Source organism: Massilia sp. CMS3.1 (assembly GCF_051262535.1).
Taxonomy (GTDB): domain Bacteria; phylum Pseudomonadota; class Gammaproteobacteria; order Burkholderiales; family Burkholderiaceae_D; genus Telluria.
The window spans coordinates 60688-80158 of sequence record NZ_JBIMES010000010.1; the positions used below are offsets into that span (position 1 = coordinate 60688).

Sequence of the window (19471 nt, forward strand, 5' to 3'; positions counted from 1 at the left end):
CACGTTGTAACAGCGCTGCCGCCGCTTTTCCCTCAGGCAGCGCTTTCTTTTCCGGGTACTCCCCTGGTGTATCCCATTCCGCCGGCTTTCTGTACTCTATGGAAACATTCAACGGCTTGGCATACTCCCACTATTGTTAGTATTTGTGCATATCATTCTGAAACGTGTGGCACGCAACTTCTGTTTCCTCTACACTCAGATTTAATTAAAAAACAATTATTTTATTCGTGAGTTTGTGAGAGAATTGCAATGCGGCTATTGTTGCGACTAGACAACAGGGCCGAGGCTTCGCACCGAATTCTATTGCTCATAAGTACTAGAGCTGGATTTAGTTGTACAATTGAGTAGATTTTTTCGAAAGAACTTCCGGAATCGAAACGCCGCAAGCGACTTTCCGTAACCCACAATAGGAATATTAGAAATCATGACAAACCAAGTCGGCATTGATATGAGCAGCGATGCGGAGTCGGATGAACTGTTGCAATACAACCCGAACCGTCTGCTGGACACCCTGATCGAGAACCTGCGCCTGAAGAATGACGCAGCCCTGTCGCGCGCACTGGAAGTAGCGCCGCCGGTGATCTCGAAGATCCGCCACCACCGCCTGCCGGTCGGCGCATCGCTCCTGATCCGCATGCACGAAGTAAGCGACCTGTCCATCCGTGACCTGCGTTACCTGATGGGCGATCGCCGCAACAAGTTCCGCATCAGCGACAAGCAGTTCAAGCCAAAAGAAGGCGCGGCACCATCGGCGTCGAGCGGCGAGTAATACTCACACATTCTCTCACGCCCGGCGCTTCAAGGGTCGCAAGGGAATGGTGGACGAAAAAAAATGGGGCGATTCGATCGCCCCATTTGTTATGCCTTGCGTCTTTGATCAAGCAGGAAACACCCCGGTCGACAGGTAGCGGTCACCGCGGTCGCAAACGATAAACACGATCGTTGCGTTCTCGACGCTCTGCGAAATACGCAATGCCACTTCGCAGGCGCCGGCGGCCGAGATGCCGCAGAAAATCCCCTCTTCCGCCGCCAAGCGGCGCGCCATCTGCTCGGCCGCGGCCTGGCTGACGTTTTCCACCTGGTCCACGCGCGACTTGTCGTAGATCTTCGGCAGGTAGGCTTGCGGCCACTTGCGGATGCCCGGGATCGACGAACCCTCTTCCGGCTGGGCGCCGATGATACGCACCGCCTCGTTCTGTTCCTTCAGGTAGCGCGACACGCCCATGATGGTGCCGGTCGTGCCCATGGCGCTGACGAAATGCGTGATGCGCCCGTCCGTATCGCGCCAGATTTCCGGCCCGGTCGTCTCATAATGGGCGAGCGGATTGTCCGGATTGGCGAACTGGTCGAGGATGATGCCCTTGCCTTCTTTTTGCATCTGGTCGGCCATGTCGCGCGCGTATTCCATGCCGCCGGTCTTGGGCGTGAGCACGATCTCGGCGCCATAGGCGGCCATGCTCTGGCGCCGCTCGATCGACAGGTTGTCCGGCATCAGGAGGATCATCTTGTAGCCGCGGATCGATGCTGCCATCGCGAGGGCGATGCCGGTATTGCCCGAGGTCGCCTCGATGATGGTATCGCCCGGCTTGATCTGGCCGCGTTCCTCGGCATTCTTCAGCATCGACATCGCGGCCCGGTCTTTGACAGACCCGGCAGGGTTGTTGCCCTCGAGTTTACCCAGGATGATGTTATTGCGCGCCGCAGCGTCTGCGCCAGGCAGGCGCACCAGCTGGACCAGTGGGGTATTGCCGATCGTATCTTCGATGGTGTTATAAGCCATGCTTCTCTCTTGCAGTTCTTTAAGCTGACATTCTAATCCGAGAAGGCAGAGCGCGTATGGGGAGGACCTGGTGCCCTCCCCTGTGGCCATCGCGGCCGCTGACTACATTGGCTTAACGCAGCGGCGCCGGATAGGTCGCGACGCTGACGTTGCCGTCTTTGTCCACCGCCTGCACGCCGAAGAAGTAATTATCCTTCGACAGATTCACAGTGGCCTCCGTCACGTTGCCCACAAATTTGGAACCCTGCCACCCGGCGGCAGTCGTCTCGCGCCAGACGATGCGGTAACCCGCGACGTCCGGTTCCGGATTGGCCTGCCAGAGCAGCGTCGAATCGTTGACCAGCTTGTCGGTACGCACCTTGACACCTTGCGGCGCGGCCGGGGCCAGGGCCAGCGAGGCCAGCGTGGCCGCGTTCACCTTCGCCACCTTCGCCGTGTAGTCGAAGTCGACGAATTCGGTCAGGTCGCCATACACCTTGCCGTTTTCGGTGCGCAGGTTCTGGTGCTGGTGCGAGAAGTCCTCGTTCGGCTCCGTGAAGCGCAGCGCCGCATAGCCCTGCTCGAGGAAGGGCATGTGGTCGCCGCCGCGCAGGTAGCGGTCGTGGCGCTGGATCACGCTGACCTTGAAGCCCTTCACGTAGCGTTCGCCGTGTTCCTTCGTGTAGCGGGCGAGCTGGCGCGAGATCGAATCGTTCTCGCCGCCGGTGGCGACCAGCGCGCGCACGGCGTCGCTCATCTCTTTCGTCGCCGGAATGCTCTGCGCGAACAGGCGTACCTGCTTGTTGTCGACGCGGCCATCGTCGGCGCGCGAGCTGCCGATGATGTCGTTGGTGAACATGCCGGCCACGTTCAGGTTGTTCGCACGGGCTTGTTTCGCCCAATGGCCGGCGCCCAGCAGGCCCTGCTCTTCGGCGGCAACGGTCATGAAGACCAGCGTAGCGTCGAACTTGTACTTGGCCATCACGCAAGCCATTTCCATCACGGCGGCCGTGCCCGAGGCATCGTCGTTGGCGCCCGGCGACTTGCCGGTGGCGTCCATGATGTCGGTATTCCTCGAATCATAGTGGCCGCTGACGACATACAGGCGCTCTTTCGAGGCGTCTTGGGTTCCCGGCAGCGTGGCGACGACGTTGACGATTTCGGTCGGACGCGAGATGCGTGCCGACACCGGCGAGATATGGCTGTCGTAGGCGACCTGCAGGCTGGTGCCGGCGCCGCAACGCTCCAGTTCCGCCTTGATCCAGCGCCGCGCGGCGCCGATGCCGGTCGTCTCGGACGTCGTATCCGACATCGTGTGGCGCGTCTCGAAGCTGACCAGCTTGCGCACATAGGCCTCAATCCGCTTGGGCGAGATCTCGGCGACGATCTTGTCGATGTGGGGCTGGCGGCGGGAAACGTCGGGGCCGGCAGGTGCGGCGGGTGCGGCGTAGGAAGTGGCAGCGAACAGACCGGCGATGAGGCCGGCGGCGATACGGAGGCGAGGCATGAGGGTCCTTGGAATCGTTGCTTTTGATCCTCTATCTTCTCATGCCGCCCTCCCTTCTTGCGGTATTTACATGCAAAAATACCCGGCACACATGCTGGTGCCGACGTGGCGGCACCAGCGTGGTGCTGCCTCACCTTGTTACATGGCGGCCTTGGTGTCGGCCGGCTTGGCCGTTGCCGCTTTCGCGCCGGGTGCCGCCTTGGCAGTCTTCTCGGGCTTGGCGGCAGGGGCGACACCTTCCTTGCCCTTGCCGTTCACCTGCAGGCCGGCCTCGGACAGCTTGGCTGCCTTCTTGTCGCCGACGCCCTTGACGCGCTTCTGGAAATCGGCCCAGTCCTTGAACTCGCCCTTGCCGCGCTCGTCCAGGATGGCTTTCGACATGCTTGGGCCCACACCCTTCACGCCGTCGAGGGCGGCGGCATCGGCCTTGTTGACGTCGACCTGGGCGAACGCGAAGCTGGTCGAGGCGACCAGCGTGGCAAGGGCAAGCATCAGTTTCTTGATCATTGAGTCTCTCCATTCGGGAATACGGACAGCGGGTGCCGTCCACCCGCGCTTAACGCGCGCCGGGGGAGACTGTTGACCGGTTTTGTTTGAGCGGAATCAAGCGCTGCTGAAGGCCTTGGCCTTGGCGCCGGAATCAGCCCGCGAACAATTCGTCGCGCGTGACGGTGGCGGTACCCAGTTTGCCGACGACGATGCCGCCGGCACGGTTCGCGGTGGCCAGCGCCACATCCAGGGGTGCCCCGGCGCCGAGCATGGCCGCCATGGTCGCGATCACGGTGTCGCCGGCGCCCGACACATCGAATACCTCGCGTGCGTCGGCATGCACGTGCAGCACTTCATTTGCCGTGTACAGGCTCATGCCCTCTTCCGAACGCGTCAGCAGCAGCGAGTCCAGCCCCAGCTCGACCCGCAGCGCCTGGGCCTTGTTCGTGAGCTGTTCCTCGCTCTTCCAGTTGCCGACGATGCGGCGCAGTTCGGATTTATTTGGCGTGAGCATGCTCGCACCCGCGTACGGCGAAAAATCGTCGCCCTTCGGGTCGACCATGACGATCTTGCCGGCCGCGCGCCCGGCGCGGATCATCTCGGCGACGTTGACCAGGCTGCCCTTGTTGTAGTCGGAGAAGATCAGCACGTCGAAGTCCGGCAGCAGGGCCTTGAATTGCGTCAGCTTGTCGCGCAGGACGTTCTCGGTCGGGGCATCTTCGAAGTCGATGCGCACCATCTGCTGCTGGCGGCCGATGACGCGCAGCTTGATGATGGTGGAAATCGCTTCGTCGCGCTTGAGGTAGCTGTGGATGCTGGAGTCGCGCAGCAGGCTTTCGACCTGGGTGCCGGCCTCATCGGCGCCGACCACGCCCAGCAGGCCGCTGTGGGCGCCCAGAGCGGCCGCGTTGCGGGCCACGTTGGCCGCGCCGCCGAGGCGCTCTTCGCGGCGCTGGATGCGCACCACCGGCACCGGTGCCTCAGGCGAAATGCGGGAGACCTCGCCAAACCAGTAGCGGTCGAGCATGACGTCGCCGACGACGAGCATGCGTACGTTGTCGAGCCGCGGGGCGCTCGTATGAAGATAGTCTGCGCCGTCGAGCAGGCGGCTTGGGGTGTCGGTCGTCATAAGCGTGTTGGGTGACGTCAGTTCATTACATTGAGTTCTTCGGTGCGGCGCGGCGGGTAGGTTTCCCAGCGGCTGCAACCCGGGCATTGCCAATAGTACTGGCGCGCCTTGAAGCCGCAGTGGCTGCACTGGTAGCGCGCCAGTTTTGCCGTATAGCCGTGGATCAGGTTCTTCACCATCGACAGCTCTTCCCAGATGTGCGCCGGGGCGTCCATCAGGCGCGCCTCGAGCAGCTTGTCGAGGCCCAGCAAGGTTGGATTGCGGCGCAACTCATCGAGCACCAGTTGTTTGGCAGCGTCGACGCCGTCGAGTTCAATCACGGCCTTGAAGACGACCTCGATCAGGTCAATCGACGACGCTTCGGCCAGATACGAGCGCAGCAGGTTGACGCCTTCCTGCGGACGGCCGACGCGGCGATAGCCGTCCATCAGGCGTCCGGCCACCAGCGCCACGTGCGGCACGCTTTGCTGTTCGACGCGCTTCCAGGCGAGGATCGCGGCTTCGACTTCGCCTTGCGCCAGCAGCACGTCGCCCAGCAGCATGGTGGCGCGCACGCTGTTGCGGTCGGCGTGCAGGCCTTTATCCAACAAGGCCATCGCGTCGGCCAGGTCGCTGCGCACCAGGGCGTCCTGGGCCAGCTCGCAATAGAACTGCGCAATTTCCTTCTGGCGCGCGCCGGCGCCCGAGGATTGCAGGCCGCTTGCCGCCTCGATGGCGCGGCTCCATTCCTTTTCGCGCTGGTAGATTTCCAGCAGCGCACGTTGCGCCTGCACGCTGTAGCTGCCTTCGACCAGGCTGTTGAACGTTTCTTCGGCACGGTCCAGCAGGCCGGCTTTCAAATAGTCCATGCCGAGTTCGTACTGGGCCTGGCTGCGCTGTTCCGGCGGCAGGTCGGGACGCGCCAGCAGGTTCTGGTGGACACGGATGGCGCGCTCGATCTCTCCGCGCCGGCGGAACAGGTTGCCGAGCGCGAAGTGCATGTCGGCCGTTTCGGGATCGAGCGTGACGATCTCGATGAAGGCGTCGATGGCCTTGTCGGGCTGGTCGTTCAGGAGCAGGTTCAGGCCCTTGAAATAGGCCCGCGGCAAAGTGCGCGATTCGGACAGGATCTGTTGGATGTCGACGCGGGCGGCGATCCAGCCGAGGCCGAAGAAGACGGGGACGGCGAGCAGCCACCAGGTTTCAAATTCCATGAGTTCTTATTGTTGGTTGATGGGGCAAGTCGCGTTGGCGGGCGCTTAGTGTGGCACGACAGCGACCGCGTCGACGGCCGGCTGGGCAGTGCCGGTGCCGGCGGCGCTTTGCAGCGCGTGGACCGTGTTCTTGTGCTGCGATGCTTCACGGCGGTGGCGGAAGACGGTCGGCGTCAGGGCCAGGATGCCGAGAGCGGCGCCGGCGATGAAGAAGGCCAGCAGCATCAGGACGAGCGGGCCGCGCAACTCGTAACCGAGGAAGAAGATCAGCTCGACTTCCTGGGTGTTCTTCAGCGCGAAGCCGAAAAACAGGACGAACAGGATAAATCCCGCGATGGTGGAGACGAATTTCATCTGGTGGGCCTGGCGGTGGGGGATGCAAAGGCGCAGTGTCGCATATCTCAAGCATTCTTTCAAAGACGTCGGGTCTGCACTTTCGTTCTCACAAAAAAAAACGGCGCCCAAAGGACGCCGTTCTCTGTGCCTGCACGTGGCAGACGACTCAGTCTTCGATAATCGGTTGACCGACCATCGCGTCGACCCGCTCGCGCAACTGCTTGCCCGGTTTGAAGTGGGGCACCCGTTTTTCGGGGACCATCACCTTGTCGCCGGACTTCGGGTTGCGGCCGATGCGGGGCGGTCGGCTGTTGAGCGAAAAGCTGCCGAAACCACGGATCTCGATGCGCTGCCCGGTAGACAGGGCGTTGGTCATCGCATCGAGGATGGTCTTGACTGCGTACTCCGCATCCTTGGCGACCAGCTGGGAATAACGCTCAGCCAGTCGTGCAATCAGCTCGGACTTTGTCATCTGGTCGCCTCAGGCAGGCTATTAGTTCTTATTATCGAACTTGGCCTTGAGCAGCGCGCCCAGGCTGGTGGTGCCCGATGCAGCGTTGCTGTCATTCGAGTTCGACAGCTTGCTCATCACTTCCTGGGTCTCGACATTGTCTTTCGCCTTGATCGACAGCTGGATGCTGCGAGCCTTGCGATCGATGTTGATGACCAGGGCTTCAACGCTGTCGCCAACCTTCAGGTGGGTGCCGGCATCTTCAACGCGGTCACGTGCGATTTCCGAAGCGCGCAGGTAGCCTTCGACTTCTTCGGAGAGCGCGATGACGGCGCCTTTAGGCTCGACCGACTTGACCGTACCGGTCACCAGCGAACCTTTGTCGTTCATGGCTGCAAAGTTGTTGAACGGGTCGCCTTCGAGCTGCTTGACGCCCAGCGAAACACGCTCGCGCTCGACATCGATGGCCAGAACGACGGCTTCCAGCTCGTCGCCCTTCTTGAAGCGACGAACAGCTTCTTCGCCGGCTTCGGTCCACGACAGATCCGACAGGTGCACCAGACCATCGATGTTGCCTGGCAGGCCGATGAACACGCCGAAATCGGTGATCGACTTGATCGAACCACGGACTTTGTCGCCCTTCTTGTGGGTCATGCCGAAGTCGTCCCATGGGTTCGCTTTGCACTGCTTCATGCCCAGCGAGATACGGCGACGCTCTTCGTCGATTTCCAGGACCATGACTTCGACTTCGTCGCCGAGCTGCACGACTTTGTTCGGGGCCACGTTCTTGTTGGTCCAGTCCATCTCCGACACGTGCACCAGGCCTTCGATGCCCTGCTCGACTTCGACGAATGCGCCGTAGTCGGTGAGGTTCGTGACTTTACCGAACAGGCGGGTGCTCTGTGGGTAACGACGCGACAGGCCGGTCCATGGGTCGTCGCCCAGCTGCTTGACACCCAGCGAGACGCGGTTCTTTTCCTGATCGTACTTGAGGACCTTGGCGGTGATTTCCTGGCCAACCGACAGCACTTCCGACGGGTGACGCACGCGACGCCATGCCAGGTCGGTGATGTGCAGCAGGCCGTCGATGCCGCCCAGGTCGACGAATGCGCCATAGTCGGTGATATTCTTGACGACGCCGGTAACCACGGTGCCTTCTTTCAGCGTTTCCATCAGCTTCTGGCGCTCTTCGCCCATCGATGCTTCGATGACGGCGCGGCGCGACAGGACGACGTTGTTACGCTTACGGTCGAGCTTGATGACCTTGAATTCCAGGGTCTTGCCTTCGAACGGGGTGGTGTCCTTGACCGGACGGGTGTCGACCAGCGAACCCGGCAGGAATGCGCGGATGCCGTTGGTCAGGACGGTCAGGCCGCCTTTGACTTTACCGTTGACGGTACCGGTGACGATCTCACCCGATTCCATTGCTTTTTCCAGAGCCAGCCACGATGCCAGGCGCTTGGCCTTGTCGCGCGACAGGATGGTATCGCCGAAACCATTTTCGAGCGACTCGATGGCCACGGAAACGAAATCGCCGACAGCGACTTCCAGTTCGCCCTGGTCATTCTTGAATTCTTCGATTGGAATGAATGCTTCAGATTTCAGGCCGGCGTTGACGATCACGAAGTTGTGATCCAGACGCACGACTTCGGCGGAGATGACTTCGCCCGAGCGCATGTCTTGACGTGACAGCGACTCTTCAAACAGGGCGGCAAAACTTTCCATACCGGAATCTTGGGTAGTTGCAGTAGACATAGGTTATTTACATGTTAGCCAGCAGGACCGTCGTGGGCGCGGCTCTGAACTGGGTCAGGTTAATACAACACCTGCGTGGCAAAAAGCCGTGACAGGCACCAATACAATTACAGCAGCGTATGCCAGTGGAGCACCTGCTCCACAGCCTCATCGACCGTCATATCCGACGTATCGAGGATGTACGCGCCTTCTGCCGCGATCAGCGGGGCGACGGTGCGATGGGTATCGCGCTCGTCGCGCGCCTGCAAATCAGCAAGCAGATCGTCCATATTAGCAGAAAATCCTTTGCCAATCAATTGCTTATATCGCCGCTCAGCCCGTGCTTCGACGCTGGCGGTAAGAAACACTTTGAGCCTTGCGTTGGGGAAAATTACGGTGCCCATGTCGCGTCCGTCGGCCACCAGGCCGGGCGGTTTGCGAAAGCCCAGCTGCAGGGCATAGAGCGCCTGGCGCACGCTGGGAATGGCCGCGATCTTCGATGCGTTATTGCCGACTTCCTCGGCCCGGATCAGTTCGCCCACGTCTTCGCCGGCCAGGAAAATATCGCCGTTGGCGAAGCTAGCCGGGAGGTGCTCCGCCAGCTGCGCCACCGCATGCTCGTCGTCGAGGGCAACGCCGGCGCGCGTGCTTGACAAGGCCGTCAAGCGGTACAGCGCGCCCGAGTCGAGCAGGTGGTAGTCGAGCCGCGCGGCGACGCGCGCCGCGACCGTGCCCTTGCCGGAAGCGGTCGGGCCGTCGAGCGTGATCACGGGGATATGGGAATTGGGCATTGTTTACCTCTTGGACGCGCCGGGCGCGGGTTTAAAACAACTCGTTGCGTGCGATACCCGCGAACGCTTCGAAGTAGTCGGGGAAGGTCTTGGCGACGCATTTCGGATCGTTGATGCGCATCGCGTTGCCACGGCGTGCCACGCCGTCCAGCGAGGCCAGCGAAAAGCACATCGCCATCCGGTGGTCGTCGTAGGTGTCGATGGTCGCCGGCAACAGCTCCTCGGGCGGGGTGATGCGGATGTAGTCCGCGCCCTCTTCCACCGTGGCGCCGACCTTGCGCAGCTCGATCGCCATCGCGGCCAGGCGGTCGGTTTCCTTGACCCGCCAGCTGGCGATGTTGCGCAGCGTGCTGGGGCCGTCGGCATACAGCGCGGCCACCGCAATCGTCATCGCGGCGTCGGGAATATGGTTGAAGTCGGCATCAATGGCTTTCAATACGCCATTCCCGCGCGCCTCGATCCAGTTTTCGCCGCGCGTCACGATCGCGCCCATCCGTTCGAGGGCGTCGGCGAAGCGCACGTCGCCCTGGATGCTGTCCCGGCCCACGCCCTCGACCCGCACGGGACCGCCGCCGATCGCGCCGGCCGCGAGAAAATACGAGGCCGACGACGCATCGCCTTCGACGTGGATGCTGCCCGGCGAGACGTAGTGCTGGCCCGGCTGCACCGTAAACGAGGCCCAGCCGTTCTGCTCGACGCTAACGCCGAAGCGCCGCATTAGATTGAGCGTGATCTCGATATAGGGCTTGGAAATGAGCTCGCCGACGACGTCGATCGTCACCGCATGGCCGCGCGCCATCAAGGGCGCTGCCATCAACAGGGCGGTCAGGAACTGGCTCGATACGTTGCCGCGCACCGACATGCGATTCGCATGAATGTGGCCACGCCGAATGCGCAGCGGCGGGAAGCCCGGTTCCCCGGTGTAGTCGACCTGGGCGCCGATCTCGTTCAGGGCCTCGACCAGGTCGCCGATCGGACGCTCATGCATGCGCGAGACGCCGTGCAGCGTGTAATCGCCGCCGATCACGGCCAGGGCCGCGGTCAGCGGGCGGATCGCGGTGCCGGCATTGCCCATGAAAAGGTCGGCCTCGCCATTTGGCAGCACGCCGCCGTTGCCATGCACGACGATCGTGCGCTCGTCGACCTCATCCCACTTGATGCCGAGCGAGCGCAGCGCGCCGAGCATGACCATGGTGTCGTCGGAGGCCAGCAGGTCGTGGATCGTGGTCTCGCCCTGGGCGAGTGCTGCGAGCAGCAGCGTACGGTTCGAGATGCTTTTCGAGCCAGGCAGGCGCACCGTGCCCGCGACGTGCATCACGGGTTCGAGGTCGATGTGCTGCGGGTAGTGTTTCGGCTTTTGCTGCGTCATTCTGGTTCCTGGGTCTTAGGCTCGGACGTTTCAATCGCCTCGCTCCACGCGCGGCGCGCGCGCTGGGCGTTCGTATAGATGGCCTCGATACCGGGGCCATCGTGTGCGGCCAGCCGTTCGCGCAATACTGTCAATTGTGCCAGATATGCATCGAGCTCGGTGAGGAGCGCATCGCGGTTCGCCAGGCTGATGTCGCGCCACATTTCGGGCGAGGAGCCGGCAATCCGGGTGAAGTCGCGAAAGCCGCTGGCGGCATACTGGAACAGCTGATCCGCATGCGGCTTGTTCGCGATATCGTCCACCAGCGCAAACGCGAGCAGATGCGGCAGATGGCTCACAGCCGCGAACACGCGGTCGTGCTGTTCGGGCGTGAGCGTGTGAATGACGGCGCCGCACAGGCGCCAGGCGGCAGCAACCAGGCCGACATCGCCTGCCGCATTTTCCGGCAGCGGCGTGATGACGGTTTTCTTGCCCTGGTACAGGTCAACCAGCGCCGCATCCGGGCCATTCGATTCGCGCCCGGCGATCGGGTGTGCGGGCACGAACTGGCTGACTTGTGCGCCGAGCGCCGCGCGCGCGGAGGCCACGACGTCCGACTTGGTGCTGCCGGCGTCGGTGATCACGGTGCCTGGCTCCAGGTAGGGCAGCAGCGCGGCCAGGATCGGCCCGGTCTGGGCCACCGGGGCGGCCAGCAGGACCAGGTCGGCCCCCGCCATCGCTTCTTCAAAGGACTCGGTGATGCTGTCGACGATGCCCAGTTCGAGTGCGCGCGCCATCGCCTCGTGCGAGCGGCCCATGCCGACGATGTGGCGCGCCGCGCCCGCTTTTTTGAGTGCCAGTGCGAACGAGCCGCCGATCAGCCCGACGCCAATGACGACGACCTTGCCCAGCATTTAAGCGATCGCCTTCTTCAGGGCCGCGATAAAGGTCGCGTTCTCTTGCGGCAGGCCGATCGAGATACGCAGCCACTGCGGCAAGCCGTAAGCGCCGACCGGACGCACGATCACGCCTTGCTTGAGCAGCGCCACGTTCACGCGCGCACCTGCCTGGTCGTCGTCGCCGACGCGCACCAGCACGAAGTTGCCGAACGACGGAACGTATTCCAGGCCAAGTTCCTGGAAAGCGGCGGTCATCTGCTTGTAGCCTTCGGCATTGTTCTGCGCGCCCTTCTGCAGGAACGCCTTGTCGTTCAGCGCCGCGATCGCCGCCGCCTGGGCCAGCGAATTGACGTTGAACGGCTGGCGGATGCGGTTCATCAGGTCGGTCACGATCGGCTGGGCGATCGCAAAGCCGACGCGCAGGCCGGCCAGGCCGTAGGCCTTCGAGAAGGTGCGCGAGACGACCAGGTTCGGATACTTTCGCACCCAGTTGGCCGATTCGAACTGGTGTTCGGGCGCCAGGTATTCGTTATAGGCCTCATCGAGCACGACGACGACGTTCGAGGGCACCTGCTTGAGAAACGCTTCGATTTCCTCGGCGCCAATGAAGGTACCGGTCGGGTTGTTCGGGTTGGCCACATACACCAGGCGCGTGTCGGGCTCGATGGCCGCTGCCATCGCCTTTAAATCGTGGCCGTAGTTCACGGCCGGGACGACGATCGCGCGACCGCCCACGCCTTGCGTGGCCAGCGCGTAGACCGCGAACGAGTACTGCGCGAAGACGACCGATTCGCCCTTCTGCACGAAGGCGTGGGCCGCGATTTCGAGGATGTCGTTGCTGCCGTTGCCGAGGGTGATCCAGTCGGCCGGCACATCGTAGCGCGCGCTCAGGGCTGCCTTCAATTCAAAACCGTTGGCGTCCGGGTAGCGGCCCAGCTCGAGCACGGCTTTGGCCATGGCAGCCTTGCTCGACTCGGGCACGCCGAACGGATTTTCGTTGGAGGCGAGCTTGACGATGGCCGCTTCGTCGAGGCCGAATTCGCGGGCGACTTCAGCGATGGGTTTGCCGGCCTGGTAAGGGGCGATGGCACGAACGTACTCTGGACCGAATGTCGACATGGGGTGTTCTCGATTAAAAATTAGAGGCCGACCGGGTAGGAACCCAGCAGCTTGAAAAAGGCAGCATTGTTGTGCAGTTCTTCGAGGGCCCGCGCAACCGGCGCGTCCTGGCGGTGGCCTTCGACGTCCACATAGAAGTAATACTCCCAGGTGCCGATGCGCGCCGGGCGCGATTCGAAACGCGTCATCGACACGCCGTGCGTGGCCAGGGGCGCGAGCAGTTTGTACACGGCGCCGGCGGTGTTCGGCACGGCCAGCACCAGCGAGGTGCGGTCGATCCCCGAAGGATTCGTCTGCAGCGTTCCGATCACGACGAAGCGGGTGCGGTTGTGCGGGTCGTCCTGGATATGGGCCTGCACCACGCCGAGCTGGTACTGTTCGCCGGCCATTTCGCTGGCGATCGCGGCGATCGTGGCATCCTTGCTGGCCATGACCGCCGCTTCCGCGTTCGAGGCCACGGCGCGGCGTTCCACGCCTGGATGGTGCAGGTTCAGCCAGACCTGGCACTGGGCCAGCGCCTGCGAGTGGGCGCAGACGACGGTCACGCCCTCCATGCTGCCGGTCTTCGTCATCAGGCTGTGGTGCACGGGGATCGAGACTTCGCCGCTGATCACGGTGGTCGTCGCCAGCAGCAGGTCGAGCGTGCGGTTGATCGCGCCTTCCGACGAATTCTCGACCGGTACCACGCCGAAGTCGGCGGTGCCCGCTTCGGTGGCGCGGAAGACTTCGTCGATCGAGGCGCACGGCAAGCCTTCGACCGCGCTGCCGAACTGCTGGTACACGGCCTGCTCGCTGAAGGTGCCGGCCGGGCCCAGATAAGCCACGGTGACGCGCTTTTCCAGCGCGCGGCAGGCGGACATCACTTCGCGGAAGATGGTTTGCACGTCCTGGTTTTTCAGGGGGCCGGGATTGCGCTCGGCGACGCCGCGCAGCACCTGCGCTTCGCGCTCGGGGCGGAATACGGGGGCGTCGGTTTCGGCTTTGACGTGGCCGACTTGCTGGGCGATGCGGCCGCGCTGGCTCAGCAGGTCGAGGATTTGCGCGTCGATCGCATCGATCCGTTCGCGCAGGGGGGTGAGTTTGTCTGTCATGGTTGGTTGATTGTTGATTGCCCGCGGATCACCGCGCGATCGGTTGCGGTTTATCCGTCAATGGTGCGGCATGCGGCGGCGTGGCCGCCGTACGACATACTACCGCCCCGCAAACTCGTTCAAATAACCGACCAGGGCCTGCACCCCTTCGATCGGCATCGCATTGTAGATCGACGCCCGCATACCCCCGACGGACTTGTGGCCCTTCAGCTGCAGCAACCCGCGCGCCTTCGCGCCGGCCAAAAATGCTTCATTCAGTGATTCGTCGCGTAAATAGAACGGGATATTCATGCGTGAGCGACATGAAACATGCACGCGGTTGCTGTAGAAATCGTCCGCATCCAGTGCCCCATACAACAGGCGCGCCTTCTCGATATTACGCGCTTCCATCGCCGCCACGCCACCCTGCGCTTTCAGTTGGGCGAACACCAGCCCGGCGATATAGATCGCATAGGTCGGCGGCGTATTGAACATCGATTCGTGCTCGGCCACGTTCTTCCAGTGGAAGGCGGACGGACAGATCGGCAGCGCGTAGTCCAGTAAATCCTCGCGCACGATCACCAGCGTCAGCCCGGCGGGGCCGATATTCTTCTGCGCGCCGGCGAAGATGACGCCGTATTGCGAGACATCGATGACGCGCGACAGGATGTGCGAAGACATGTCGGCGACGACCGGCACGCCACTTGGTGCTTGCGGCACGAAGTTGTACTCGACGCCGTCGATGGTTTCGTTGGTGCAGACGTGCAGGTAAGCCGCGCCGTCGGTGAGTTTCCACGCATCCTGCGGCGGCACGCAAGTAAAACCTTCGGCCTGGCTCGAGGCTGCGACGTTCACTTGCGCATAACGCGCCGCTTCCTTGATCGACTTGCCCGACCAGGAACCGGTGTGGACGAAGTCGATGGTCGCCGGCTCGCGCACGCGGCCGAGCAAATTGAGTGGAATGACGGCGTTCTGACCAAGTCCCCCGCCCTGCATGAACAGGATGCGGTAATTATCCGGGACTGCCAGCAGTTCGCGCAGGTCGGCTTCCGCCTGCTTGTAAATGGCGATGAATTCGGGACCGCGATGGCTCATCTCCATCACCGACATGCCGCTGCCGTGCCAGTCGAGCATTTCACTGGCGGCTTGTTGCAGCACTTCCTTCGGGAGGACGGCCGGGCCGGCCGAGAAATTGAAGATCTGGGTCACTGGCTTACTTGCTCCTGTTCTGCTCCTGTTGATTACTTGGCCTGCAGTGCCTGGGCGGTCGCCGCCGCCAGACGCTCCCTCAGCATATCCTGGGTAAGCTGGTTCGCCTCCTGCATGAGCTGGGGATTGAGCGAGAGCAGTTTCGCTGCAGTCGGACTCTTGTAAAAGACCAGCAGCTCATTCACCTCGGCCTGCGTGAACTTGCTGGCATACATCGGCACGACGCGGTCGAGGATCTCGTCCACCAGCTTCGGATCGGCCAGCATACGCTGCCCGCCCTGCGCCACGCGCGCGGTACTGTTGCCAACGATGGCAAGTTCGGCCTTCTTCTGCTCTTCCGTCAGCTTCGGGTTGGCGTTGATCCGCTTGGCCTGCGCCTTGAGTATGACCTCGGGCATGGCCTGGGCGGTTTGCTGCAGGCGCGCCGTCAACTGCTCGCGGTATTTCATGGCCGTCAGCAGTTCCCTGACGCTCTGCGCCAGCGCAGGATCGAGCGCCGCCGGTGCCTGGGCCAGGGCGGAGGCCGACATGGCCAGTGTGCAAAACAGTGCAACGAGACGTTTCATCAACCGCTCCAGACATGCATGAAAAAAGGGAGGGCAACGCCCTCCCTCATTCGGGCCGTTTACTGCGGCCCGGCTTCGAGTTCGACTTCTTCGAGGTCGGTCTCGACGATGCGTTGCAGGCCCGACAGCTTGGTGCCGTCTTCGACCGCGATCAGGGTCACGCCTTGGGTGGCGCGGCCCATTTCGCGGATCTCGGCCACGCGGGTGCGGATCAATACGCCGCCGGTCGTGATCAGCATGATCTCGTCGGTCACATCGACCAGGGTCGCGGCCACCACTTTACCGTTGCGCTCGCTGGTCTGGATCGCGATCATGCCCTTGGTACCGCGGCCGTGGCGGGTGTACTCCGTGATCGGGGTGCGCTTGCCGAAGCCGTTCTCGGTGGCGGTGAGGACCGACTGCTGCTCGTTCTCGGCCACCAGCAGCGCGATCACGTTCTGACCCTCTTCCAGGTTCATGCCGCGCACACCGCGCGCGGTGCGGCCCATCGGGCGCACGTCGTTCTCGTCGAAACGCACTGCCTTGCCGGCGTCCGAGAACAGCATCACGTCGTGCTGGCCGTCGGTCAGCGCGGCGCCGATCAGGAAGTCGCCCGGGTCCAGGTCGACCGCGATGATGCCGGCCTTGCGTGGGTTGCTGAAGTCCTTCAGCGGGGTCTTCTTCACCGTGCCGAGCGAGGTCGACATGAACACGTAATGGTCTTCCGGGAAGCTGCGGTTTTCGCCAGACAGCGGCAGAATGACCGTGATCTTCTCGTCGTCCTGCAGCGGGAACATGTTCACGATGGGCTTGCCGCGCGAATTGCGCGAACCCTGCGGCACTTCCCATACCTTCAGCCAGTACATGCGGCCGCGGTCCGAGAAGCACAGCATGTAGTCGTGCGTATTGGCGATGAACAGCTGGTCGATCCAGTCCGCCTCTTTCGTCGCCATCGCCTGCTTGCCGCGCCCGCCCCGCTTCTGCGCGCGGTATTCGGCGATCGGCTGCGACTTCATGTAGCCGGTGTGCGAGAGCGTCACCACCATGTCCTGCGGCGTGATCAGGTCTTCGGTGTCCAGGTCGCTGGCGTTGTGCTCGATGACCGAGCGGCGCGTGTCTTTGCCGTTCTCTGCGTAGTCGCTCTTGATCTGCACCATCTCGTCGCTGATGATGGTCGTCACGCGTTCCGGACGCGACAGGATGTCGAGCAGGTCGGCGATGTGCGACATCACTTCCTTGTACTCGTTGACGATCTTGTCCTGCTCGAGACCCGTCAGGCGCTGCAAGCGCATCTGCAGGATTTCCTGGGCCTGCTCGTCCGACAGTTTATACAGGCCATCGGCCTGCATGCCGTAGTGCTTCGGCAGGTGCTCCGGACGGAAGGCTTCGATGCCGCCGAGCGTGCTGCCTTCGGCCGTACGCAGCAGCATTTCGCGCACCAGGGACGAATCCCAGGCTTGCTGCATGAGTTCCATTTTTGCCACCGGCGGCGTCGGCGCGGCCTTGATGATGGCGATGAAGTCGTCGATGTTGGCCAGCGCGACAGCCAGGCCCTCGAGCATGTGACCACGCTCGCGTGCCTTGCGCAGTTCGAACACGGTACGGCGCGTGACGACTTCGCGGCGGTGCGACAGGAAGCACTCGAGCATCTGCTTGAGGTTCAAGAGCTTCGGCTGGCCATTGACCAGCGCGACCATGTTCATGCCGAAGGTGTCTTGCAGCTGGGTCTGCTTGTACAGGTTGTTCAGCACCACTTCCGGCACTTCACCGCGTTTCAGCTCGATGACCACGCGCATGCCCGACTTGTCGGACTCGTCGCGGATGTCGGAAATGCCCTCTAACTTCTTGTCGCGCACGTTCTCGGCGATACGCTCGAGCAGCGATTTCTTATTTACCTGGTACGGCAGCTCGTCGATGATGATCGCGATGCGGCCGCCATCCTTGCCATACTCTTCGAAGTGGGTCTTGGCGCGCATCACCACGCGGCCACGGCCGGTGCGGTAACCGTCGCGCACGCCCGAGACGCCATAGATGATGCCGGCGGTCGGGAAGTCCGGCGCCGGGATCAGTTCGATCAGCTCGTCGATCGTGCAGTCCGGGTTGCGCAGCAGGTGCTGGGCGCCGTTGATGACTTCCGACAGGTTGTGCGGCGGGATGTTGGTGGCCATGCCGACCGCGATGCCGGAGGAACCGTTAATTAACAGGTTCGGAATCTTGGTCGGCAGGACCGTCGGTTCCTTTTCCTTGCCATCATAGTTCGGCTGGAAGTCGACCGTGTCCTTGTCGATGTCGGCCAGCAGTTCGCTGGCGATCTTGTCGAGGCGGCACTCGGTGTAACGCATTGCCGCCGCGCTGTCACCGTCGATCGAGCCGAAGTTGCCCTGGCCGTCAACGAGCGTGTAGCGCAGCGAGAAGTCCTGGGCCATACGGACGAGGGTGTCGTAAATCGACGAGTCGCCGTGCGGGTGGTACTTACCCATGGTATCGCCAACCACACGCGCGCATTTCACGTACGGGCGGTTGAAGTTGTAATTACTCTCGTGCATCGAGAAAAGGACGCGGCGATGCACCGGCTTCAAGCCATCGCGCACATCCGGCAGCGCACGGCCCACGATCACGCTCATCGCGTAATCGAGATAGCTCTTGCGCATCTCTTCTTCAAGTGAAATAGGGACTGTTTCTTTTGCGAATTGATCCATTGGGCGGGTCGACTGCTTTCAGGCTAAATGTTATGAGTTCCAACCGATGATTCTACCATGCACCTATACGGTGGGCGACATTTGCCGAAGTGGGCGGGCCGCGTTCAGACCTTCACCATCTTTTCGCATGATTGTTGATCTGACACATGCATGTCATAAATGTTCGTCAAGCTGGCGTGCGCTACCGATACGTTGTTGCGCAGAAACAACGTGTTCCAACGCATGCACCACGATTGCGCAATACACAGGGCATACTCCTATAGCGAATGTGGCAAAATGGCCGAGAAGTTAATTGCTTGTTTCACAATGCGAAACGAACACGGCGGCAAATGGTGTTATTATTCTGCCTACGTTGACGTGAATGACAAAAGTTTCGCAGCGAAAAGATATAAAAACCGAAAGGATCAAAAAATATGAAGAAGATTGCAACCCTCATGCTCGCAGCTTCGGCAGCGATGGCTGGTAGTGCGTTCGCACAGAGCGCGCCTCCATACGCGCCGCTGACGACCGACATCCAGGCGAACAAGCCGTATAGCGCCTACGTCCAGGACAGCCGCGGCGTGATCGCGCGCGATCCTTTCGGCCTGTGCTGGCGTACCGGCTACTGGACCCCGGCCGATGCGGTCCCAGGCTGCGACGCACCACTGTGCGTCCCACCTGAAACGCTCGAAAACGGCAAGTGCGTGGCTCCGCCGCCACCGCCAGTCGAAGCCGCGCCACCGGCGCCTGCCCCAACCCCTGCGCCGGCTCCTGTGCCGACCTCGGAAAAGGTGAGCTACTCGGCTGACGCCTTCTTCGATTTCGACAAAGCCGTCCTCAAGCCTGAAGGCAAGGCATCGCTCAACGAGCTGACCTCGAAGCTGGGCGACATGAACCTGGAAGTCATCATTGCCGTCGGCCACACCGACTCGATCGGCACCGATGCTTATAACCAGAAACTGTCGATCCGCCGCGCTGAATCGGTCAAGGCCTACCTGCAAAGCAAGGGCATCGACGCCAACCGCGTCTACACCGAAGGCAAGGGCGAGAAGCAGCCAGTTGCTGACAACAAAGACTCGGCTGGCCGCGCGAAGAACCGCCGCGTCGAGATCGAAGTCGTCGGCACCCGTAGCCGCCCACAGTAATCCTGGGCGCGGTACAAGGAACCCCGCTGCGGCGGGGTTTTTTTTCGTCTCATCGCCATGCGTCCGTCG

General features: G+C 62.2%; 18 protein-coding genes. 2 read left to right on the forward strand and 16 right to left on the reverse strand.

Annotation, left to right across the window (positions count from 1 at the left end; all coding sequences use genetic code 11):
- Positions 1 to 424: 424 nt before the first annotated feature.
- Complete coding sequence (locus tag ACHAC9_RS16750; protein WP_136219512.1) at positions 425 to 769, forward strand: hypothetical protein; 345 nt, start codon at positions 425 to 427, stop codon at positions 767 to 769.
- 108 nt (positions 770 to 877) lie between these two features.
- Here the strand turns inward: ACHAC9_RS16750 and cysM are convergent, their stop codons facing one another.
- The 16 genes from cysM to gyrA form a co-directional block, all read right to left on the reverse strand.
- A complete protein-coding gene (gene cysM / locus ACHAC9_RS16755; protein ID WP_435761396.1) occupies positions 878 to 1780 on the reverse strand; it encodes a cysteine synthase CysM in 903 nt (300 codons plus the stop codon).
- Between the two features lie 112 nt (positions 1781 to 1892).
- Positions 1893 to 3266 carry a M28 family peptidase gene (locus ACHAC9_RS16760; protein WP_435761398.1) on the reverse strand — a complete coding sequence of 458 codons (1374 nt, stop codon included), beginning with the start codon at positions 3264 to 3266 and terminating at the stop codon, positions 1893 to 1895.
- 138 nt (positions 3267 to 3404) lie between these two features.
- Positions 3405 to 3773, reverse strand: a complete 369-nt coding sequence (locus ACHAC9_RS16765) for a ComEA family DNA-binding protein (RefSeq protein WP_435761400.1) — start codon at positions 3771 to 3773, stop codon at positions 3405 to 3407.
- A gap of 133 nt (positions 3774 to 3906) precedes the next feature.
- Positions 3907 to 4884: a D-glycero-beta-D-manno-heptose-7-phosphate kinase gene (gene rfaE1 / locus ACHAC9_RS16770; protein WP_435761402.1), complete on the reverse strand. Its 978-nt coding sequence runs from the start codon at positions 4882 to 4884 to the stop codon at positions 3907 to 3909.
- Positions 4885 to 4901: 17 nt separating this feature from the next.
- Positions 4902 to 6077 (reverse strand): lipopolysaccharide assembly protein LapB, encoded by a 1176-nt coding sequence (gene lapB, locus ACHAC9_RS16775; protein WP_435761404.1) that lies wholly within the window; start codon positions 6075 to 6077, stop codon positions 4902 to 4904.
- A 45-nt stretch (positions 6078 to 6122) separates the two neighbouring features.
- Positions 6123 to 6431: a LapA family protein gene (locus tag ACHAC9_RS16780; RefSeq protein WP_435761406.1), complete on the reverse strand. Its 309-nt coding sequence runs from the start codon at positions 6429 to 6431 to the stop codon at positions 6123 to 6125.
- A gap of 148 nt (positions 6432 to 6579) precedes the next feature.
- Positions 6580 to 6885 carry an integration host factor subunit beta gene (locus tag ACHAC9_RS16785; RefSeq protein WP_435761408.1) on the reverse strand — a complete coding sequence of 102 codons (306 nt, stop codon included), beginning with the start codon at positions 6883 to 6885 and terminating at the stop codon, positions 6580 to 6582.
- Positions 6886 to 6906: 21 nt separating this feature from the next.
- Positions 6907 to 8619 (reverse strand): 30S ribosomal protein S1, encoded by a 1713-nt coding sequence (gene rpsA, locus ACHAC9_RS16790; protein ID WP_435761410.1) that lies wholly within the window; start codon positions 8617 to 8619, stop codon positions 6907 to 6909.
- A gap of 107 nt (positions 8620 to 8726) precedes the next feature.
- The gene (gene cmk / locus ACHAC9_RS16795; protein WP_435761412.1) at positions 8727 to 9389 is read right to left on the reverse strand and encodes a (d)CMP kinase; all 663 of its coding nucleotides are present in this window, start codon (positions 9387 to 9389) and stop codon (positions 8727 to 8729) included.
- A 31-nt stretch (positions 9390 to 9420) separates the two neighbouring features.
- Positions 9421 to 10758 (reverse strand): 3-phosphoshikimate 1-carboxyvinyltransferase, encoded by a 1338-nt coding sequence (gene aroA / locus ACHAC9_RS16800; RefSeq protein WP_435761414.1) that lies wholly within the window; start codon positions 10756 to 10758, stop codon positions 9421 to 9423.
- Positions 10755 to 11651 carry a prephenate dehydrogenase gene (locus ACHAC9_RS16805; protein ID WP_435761416.1) on the reverse strand — a complete coding sequence of 299 codons (897 nt, stop codon included), beginning with the start codon at positions 11649 to 11651 and terminating at the stop codon, positions 10755 to 10757. Before ACHAC9_RS16805 ends, aroA begins: the two co-directional genes overlap by 4 nt.
- Complete coding sequence (gene hisC / locus ACHAC9_RS16810) at positions 11652 to 12755, reverse strand: histidinol-phosphate transaminase (RefSeq protein WP_435761418.1); 1104 nt, start codon at positions 12753 to 12755, stop codon at positions 11652 to 11654. It abuts the gene before it with no gap.
- Positions 12756 to 12775: 20 nt separating this feature from the next.
- On the reverse strand, positions 12776 to 13846 hold the full coding sequence (gene pheA, locus ACHAC9_RS16815; protein WP_435761420.1) for a prephenate dehydratase: 1071 nt from the start codon (positions 13844 to 13846) through the stop codon (positions 12776 to 12778).
- Positions 13847 to 13945: 99 nt separating this feature from the next.
- On the reverse strand, positions 13946 to 15034 hold the full coding sequence (gene serC / locus ACHAC9_RS16820) for a 3-phosphoserine/phosphohydroxythreonine transaminase (RefSeq protein ID WP_435761422.1): 1089 nt from the start codon (positions 15032 to 15034) through the stop codon (positions 13946 to 13948).
- Positions 15035 to 15066: 32 nt separating this feature from the next.
- A complete protein-coding gene (locus ACHAC9_RS16825) occupies positions 15067 to 15600 on the reverse strand; it encodes a DUF2059 domain-containing protein (protein ID WP_435761424.1) in 534 nt (177 codons plus the stop codon).
- Positions 15601 to 15659: 59 nt separating this feature from the next.
- Complete coding sequence (gene gyrA / locus ACHAC9_RS16830; RefSeq protein ID WP_435761425.1) at positions 15660 to 18278, reverse strand: DNA gyrase subunit A; 2619 nt, start codon at positions 18276 to 18278, stop codon at positions 15660 to 15662.
- Positions 18279 to 18691: 413 nt separating this feature from the next.
- On the opposite strand from gyrA, the gene ompA reads away from it, so the two are divergent.
- Positions 18692 to 19402: an outer membrane protein OmpA gene (gene ompA / locus ACHAC9_RS16835; protein ID WP_435761427.1), complete on the forward strand. Its 711-nt coding sequence runs from the start codon at positions 18692 to 18694 to the stop codon at positions 19400 to 19402.
- Positions 19403 to 19471 lie beyond the last annotated feature (69 nt).

Excerpts from the sequence above, each read along its gene's own strand:
- ACHAC9_RS16750 (WP_136219512.1), top strand. The coding sequence starts at position 425 with ATGACAAACCAAGTCGGCATTGATATGAGCAGCGATGCGGAGTCGGAT.
- cysM (WP_435761396.1), bottom strand. The coding sequence starts at position 1,780 with ATGGCTTATAACACCATCGAAGATACGATCGGCAATACCCCACTGGTC.
- ACHAC9_RS16760 (WP_435761398.1), bottom strand. The coding sequence starts at position 3,266 with ATGCCTCGCCTCCGTATCGCCGCCGGCCTCATCGCCGGTCTGTTCGCT.
- ACHAC9_RS16765 (WP_435761400.1), bottom strand. The coding sequence starts at position 3,773 with ATGATCAAGAAACTGATGCTTGCCCTTGCCACGCTGGTCGCCTCGACC.
- rfaE1 (WP_435761402.1), bottom strand. The coding sequence starts at position 4,884 with ATGACGACCGACACCCCAAGCCGCCTGCTCGACGGCGCAGACTATCTT.
- lapB (WP_435761404.1), bottom strand. The coding sequence starts at position 6,077 with ATGGAATTTGAAACCTGGTGGCTGCTCGCCGTCCCCGTCTTCTTCGGC.
- ACHAC9_RS16780 (WP_435761406.1), bottom strand. The coding sequence starts at position 6,431 with ATGAAATTCGTCTCCACCATCGCGGGATTTATCCTGTTCGTCCTGTTT.
- ACHAC9_RS16785 (WP_435761408.1), bottom strand. The coding sequence starts at position 6,885 with ATGACAAAGTCCGAGCTGATTGCACGACTGGCTGAGCGTTATTCCCAG.
- rpsA (WP_435761410.1), bottom strand. The coding sequence starts at position 8,619 with ATGTCTACTGCAACTACCCAAGATTCCGGTATGGAAAGTTTTGCCGCC.
- cmk (WP_435761412.1), bottom strand. The coding sequence starts at position 9,389 with ATGCCCAATTCCCATATCCCCGTGATCACGCTCGACGGCCCGACCGCT.
- aroA (WP_435761414.1), bottom strand. The coding sequence starts at position 10,758 with ATGACGCAGCAAAAGCCGAAACACTACCCGCAGCACATCGACCTCGAA.
- ACHAC9_RS16805 (WP_435761416.1), bottom strand. The coding sequence starts at position 11,651 with ATGCTGGGCAAGGTCGTCGTCATTGGCGTCGGGCTGATCGGCGGCTCG.
- hisC (WP_435761418.1), bottom strand. The coding sequence starts at position 12,755 with ATGTCGACATTCGGTCCAGAGTACGTTCGTGCCATCGCCCCTTACCAG.
- pheA (WP_435761420.1), bottom strand. The coding sequence starts at position 13,846 with ATGACAGACAAACTCACCCCCCTGCGCGAACGGATCGATGCGATCGAC.
- ACHAC9_RS16825 (WP_435761424.1), bottom strand. The coding sequence starts at position 15,600 with ATGAAACGTCTCGTTGCACTGTTTTGCACACTGGCCATGTCGGCCTCC.
- gyrA (WP_435761425.1), bottom strand. The coding sequence starts at position 18,278 with ATGGATCAATTCGCAAAAGAAACAGTCCCTATTTCACTTGAAGAAGAG.
- ompA (WP_435761427.1), top strand. The coding sequence starts at position 18,692 with ATGAAGAAGATTGCAACCCTCATGCTCGCAGCTTCGGCAGCGATGGCT.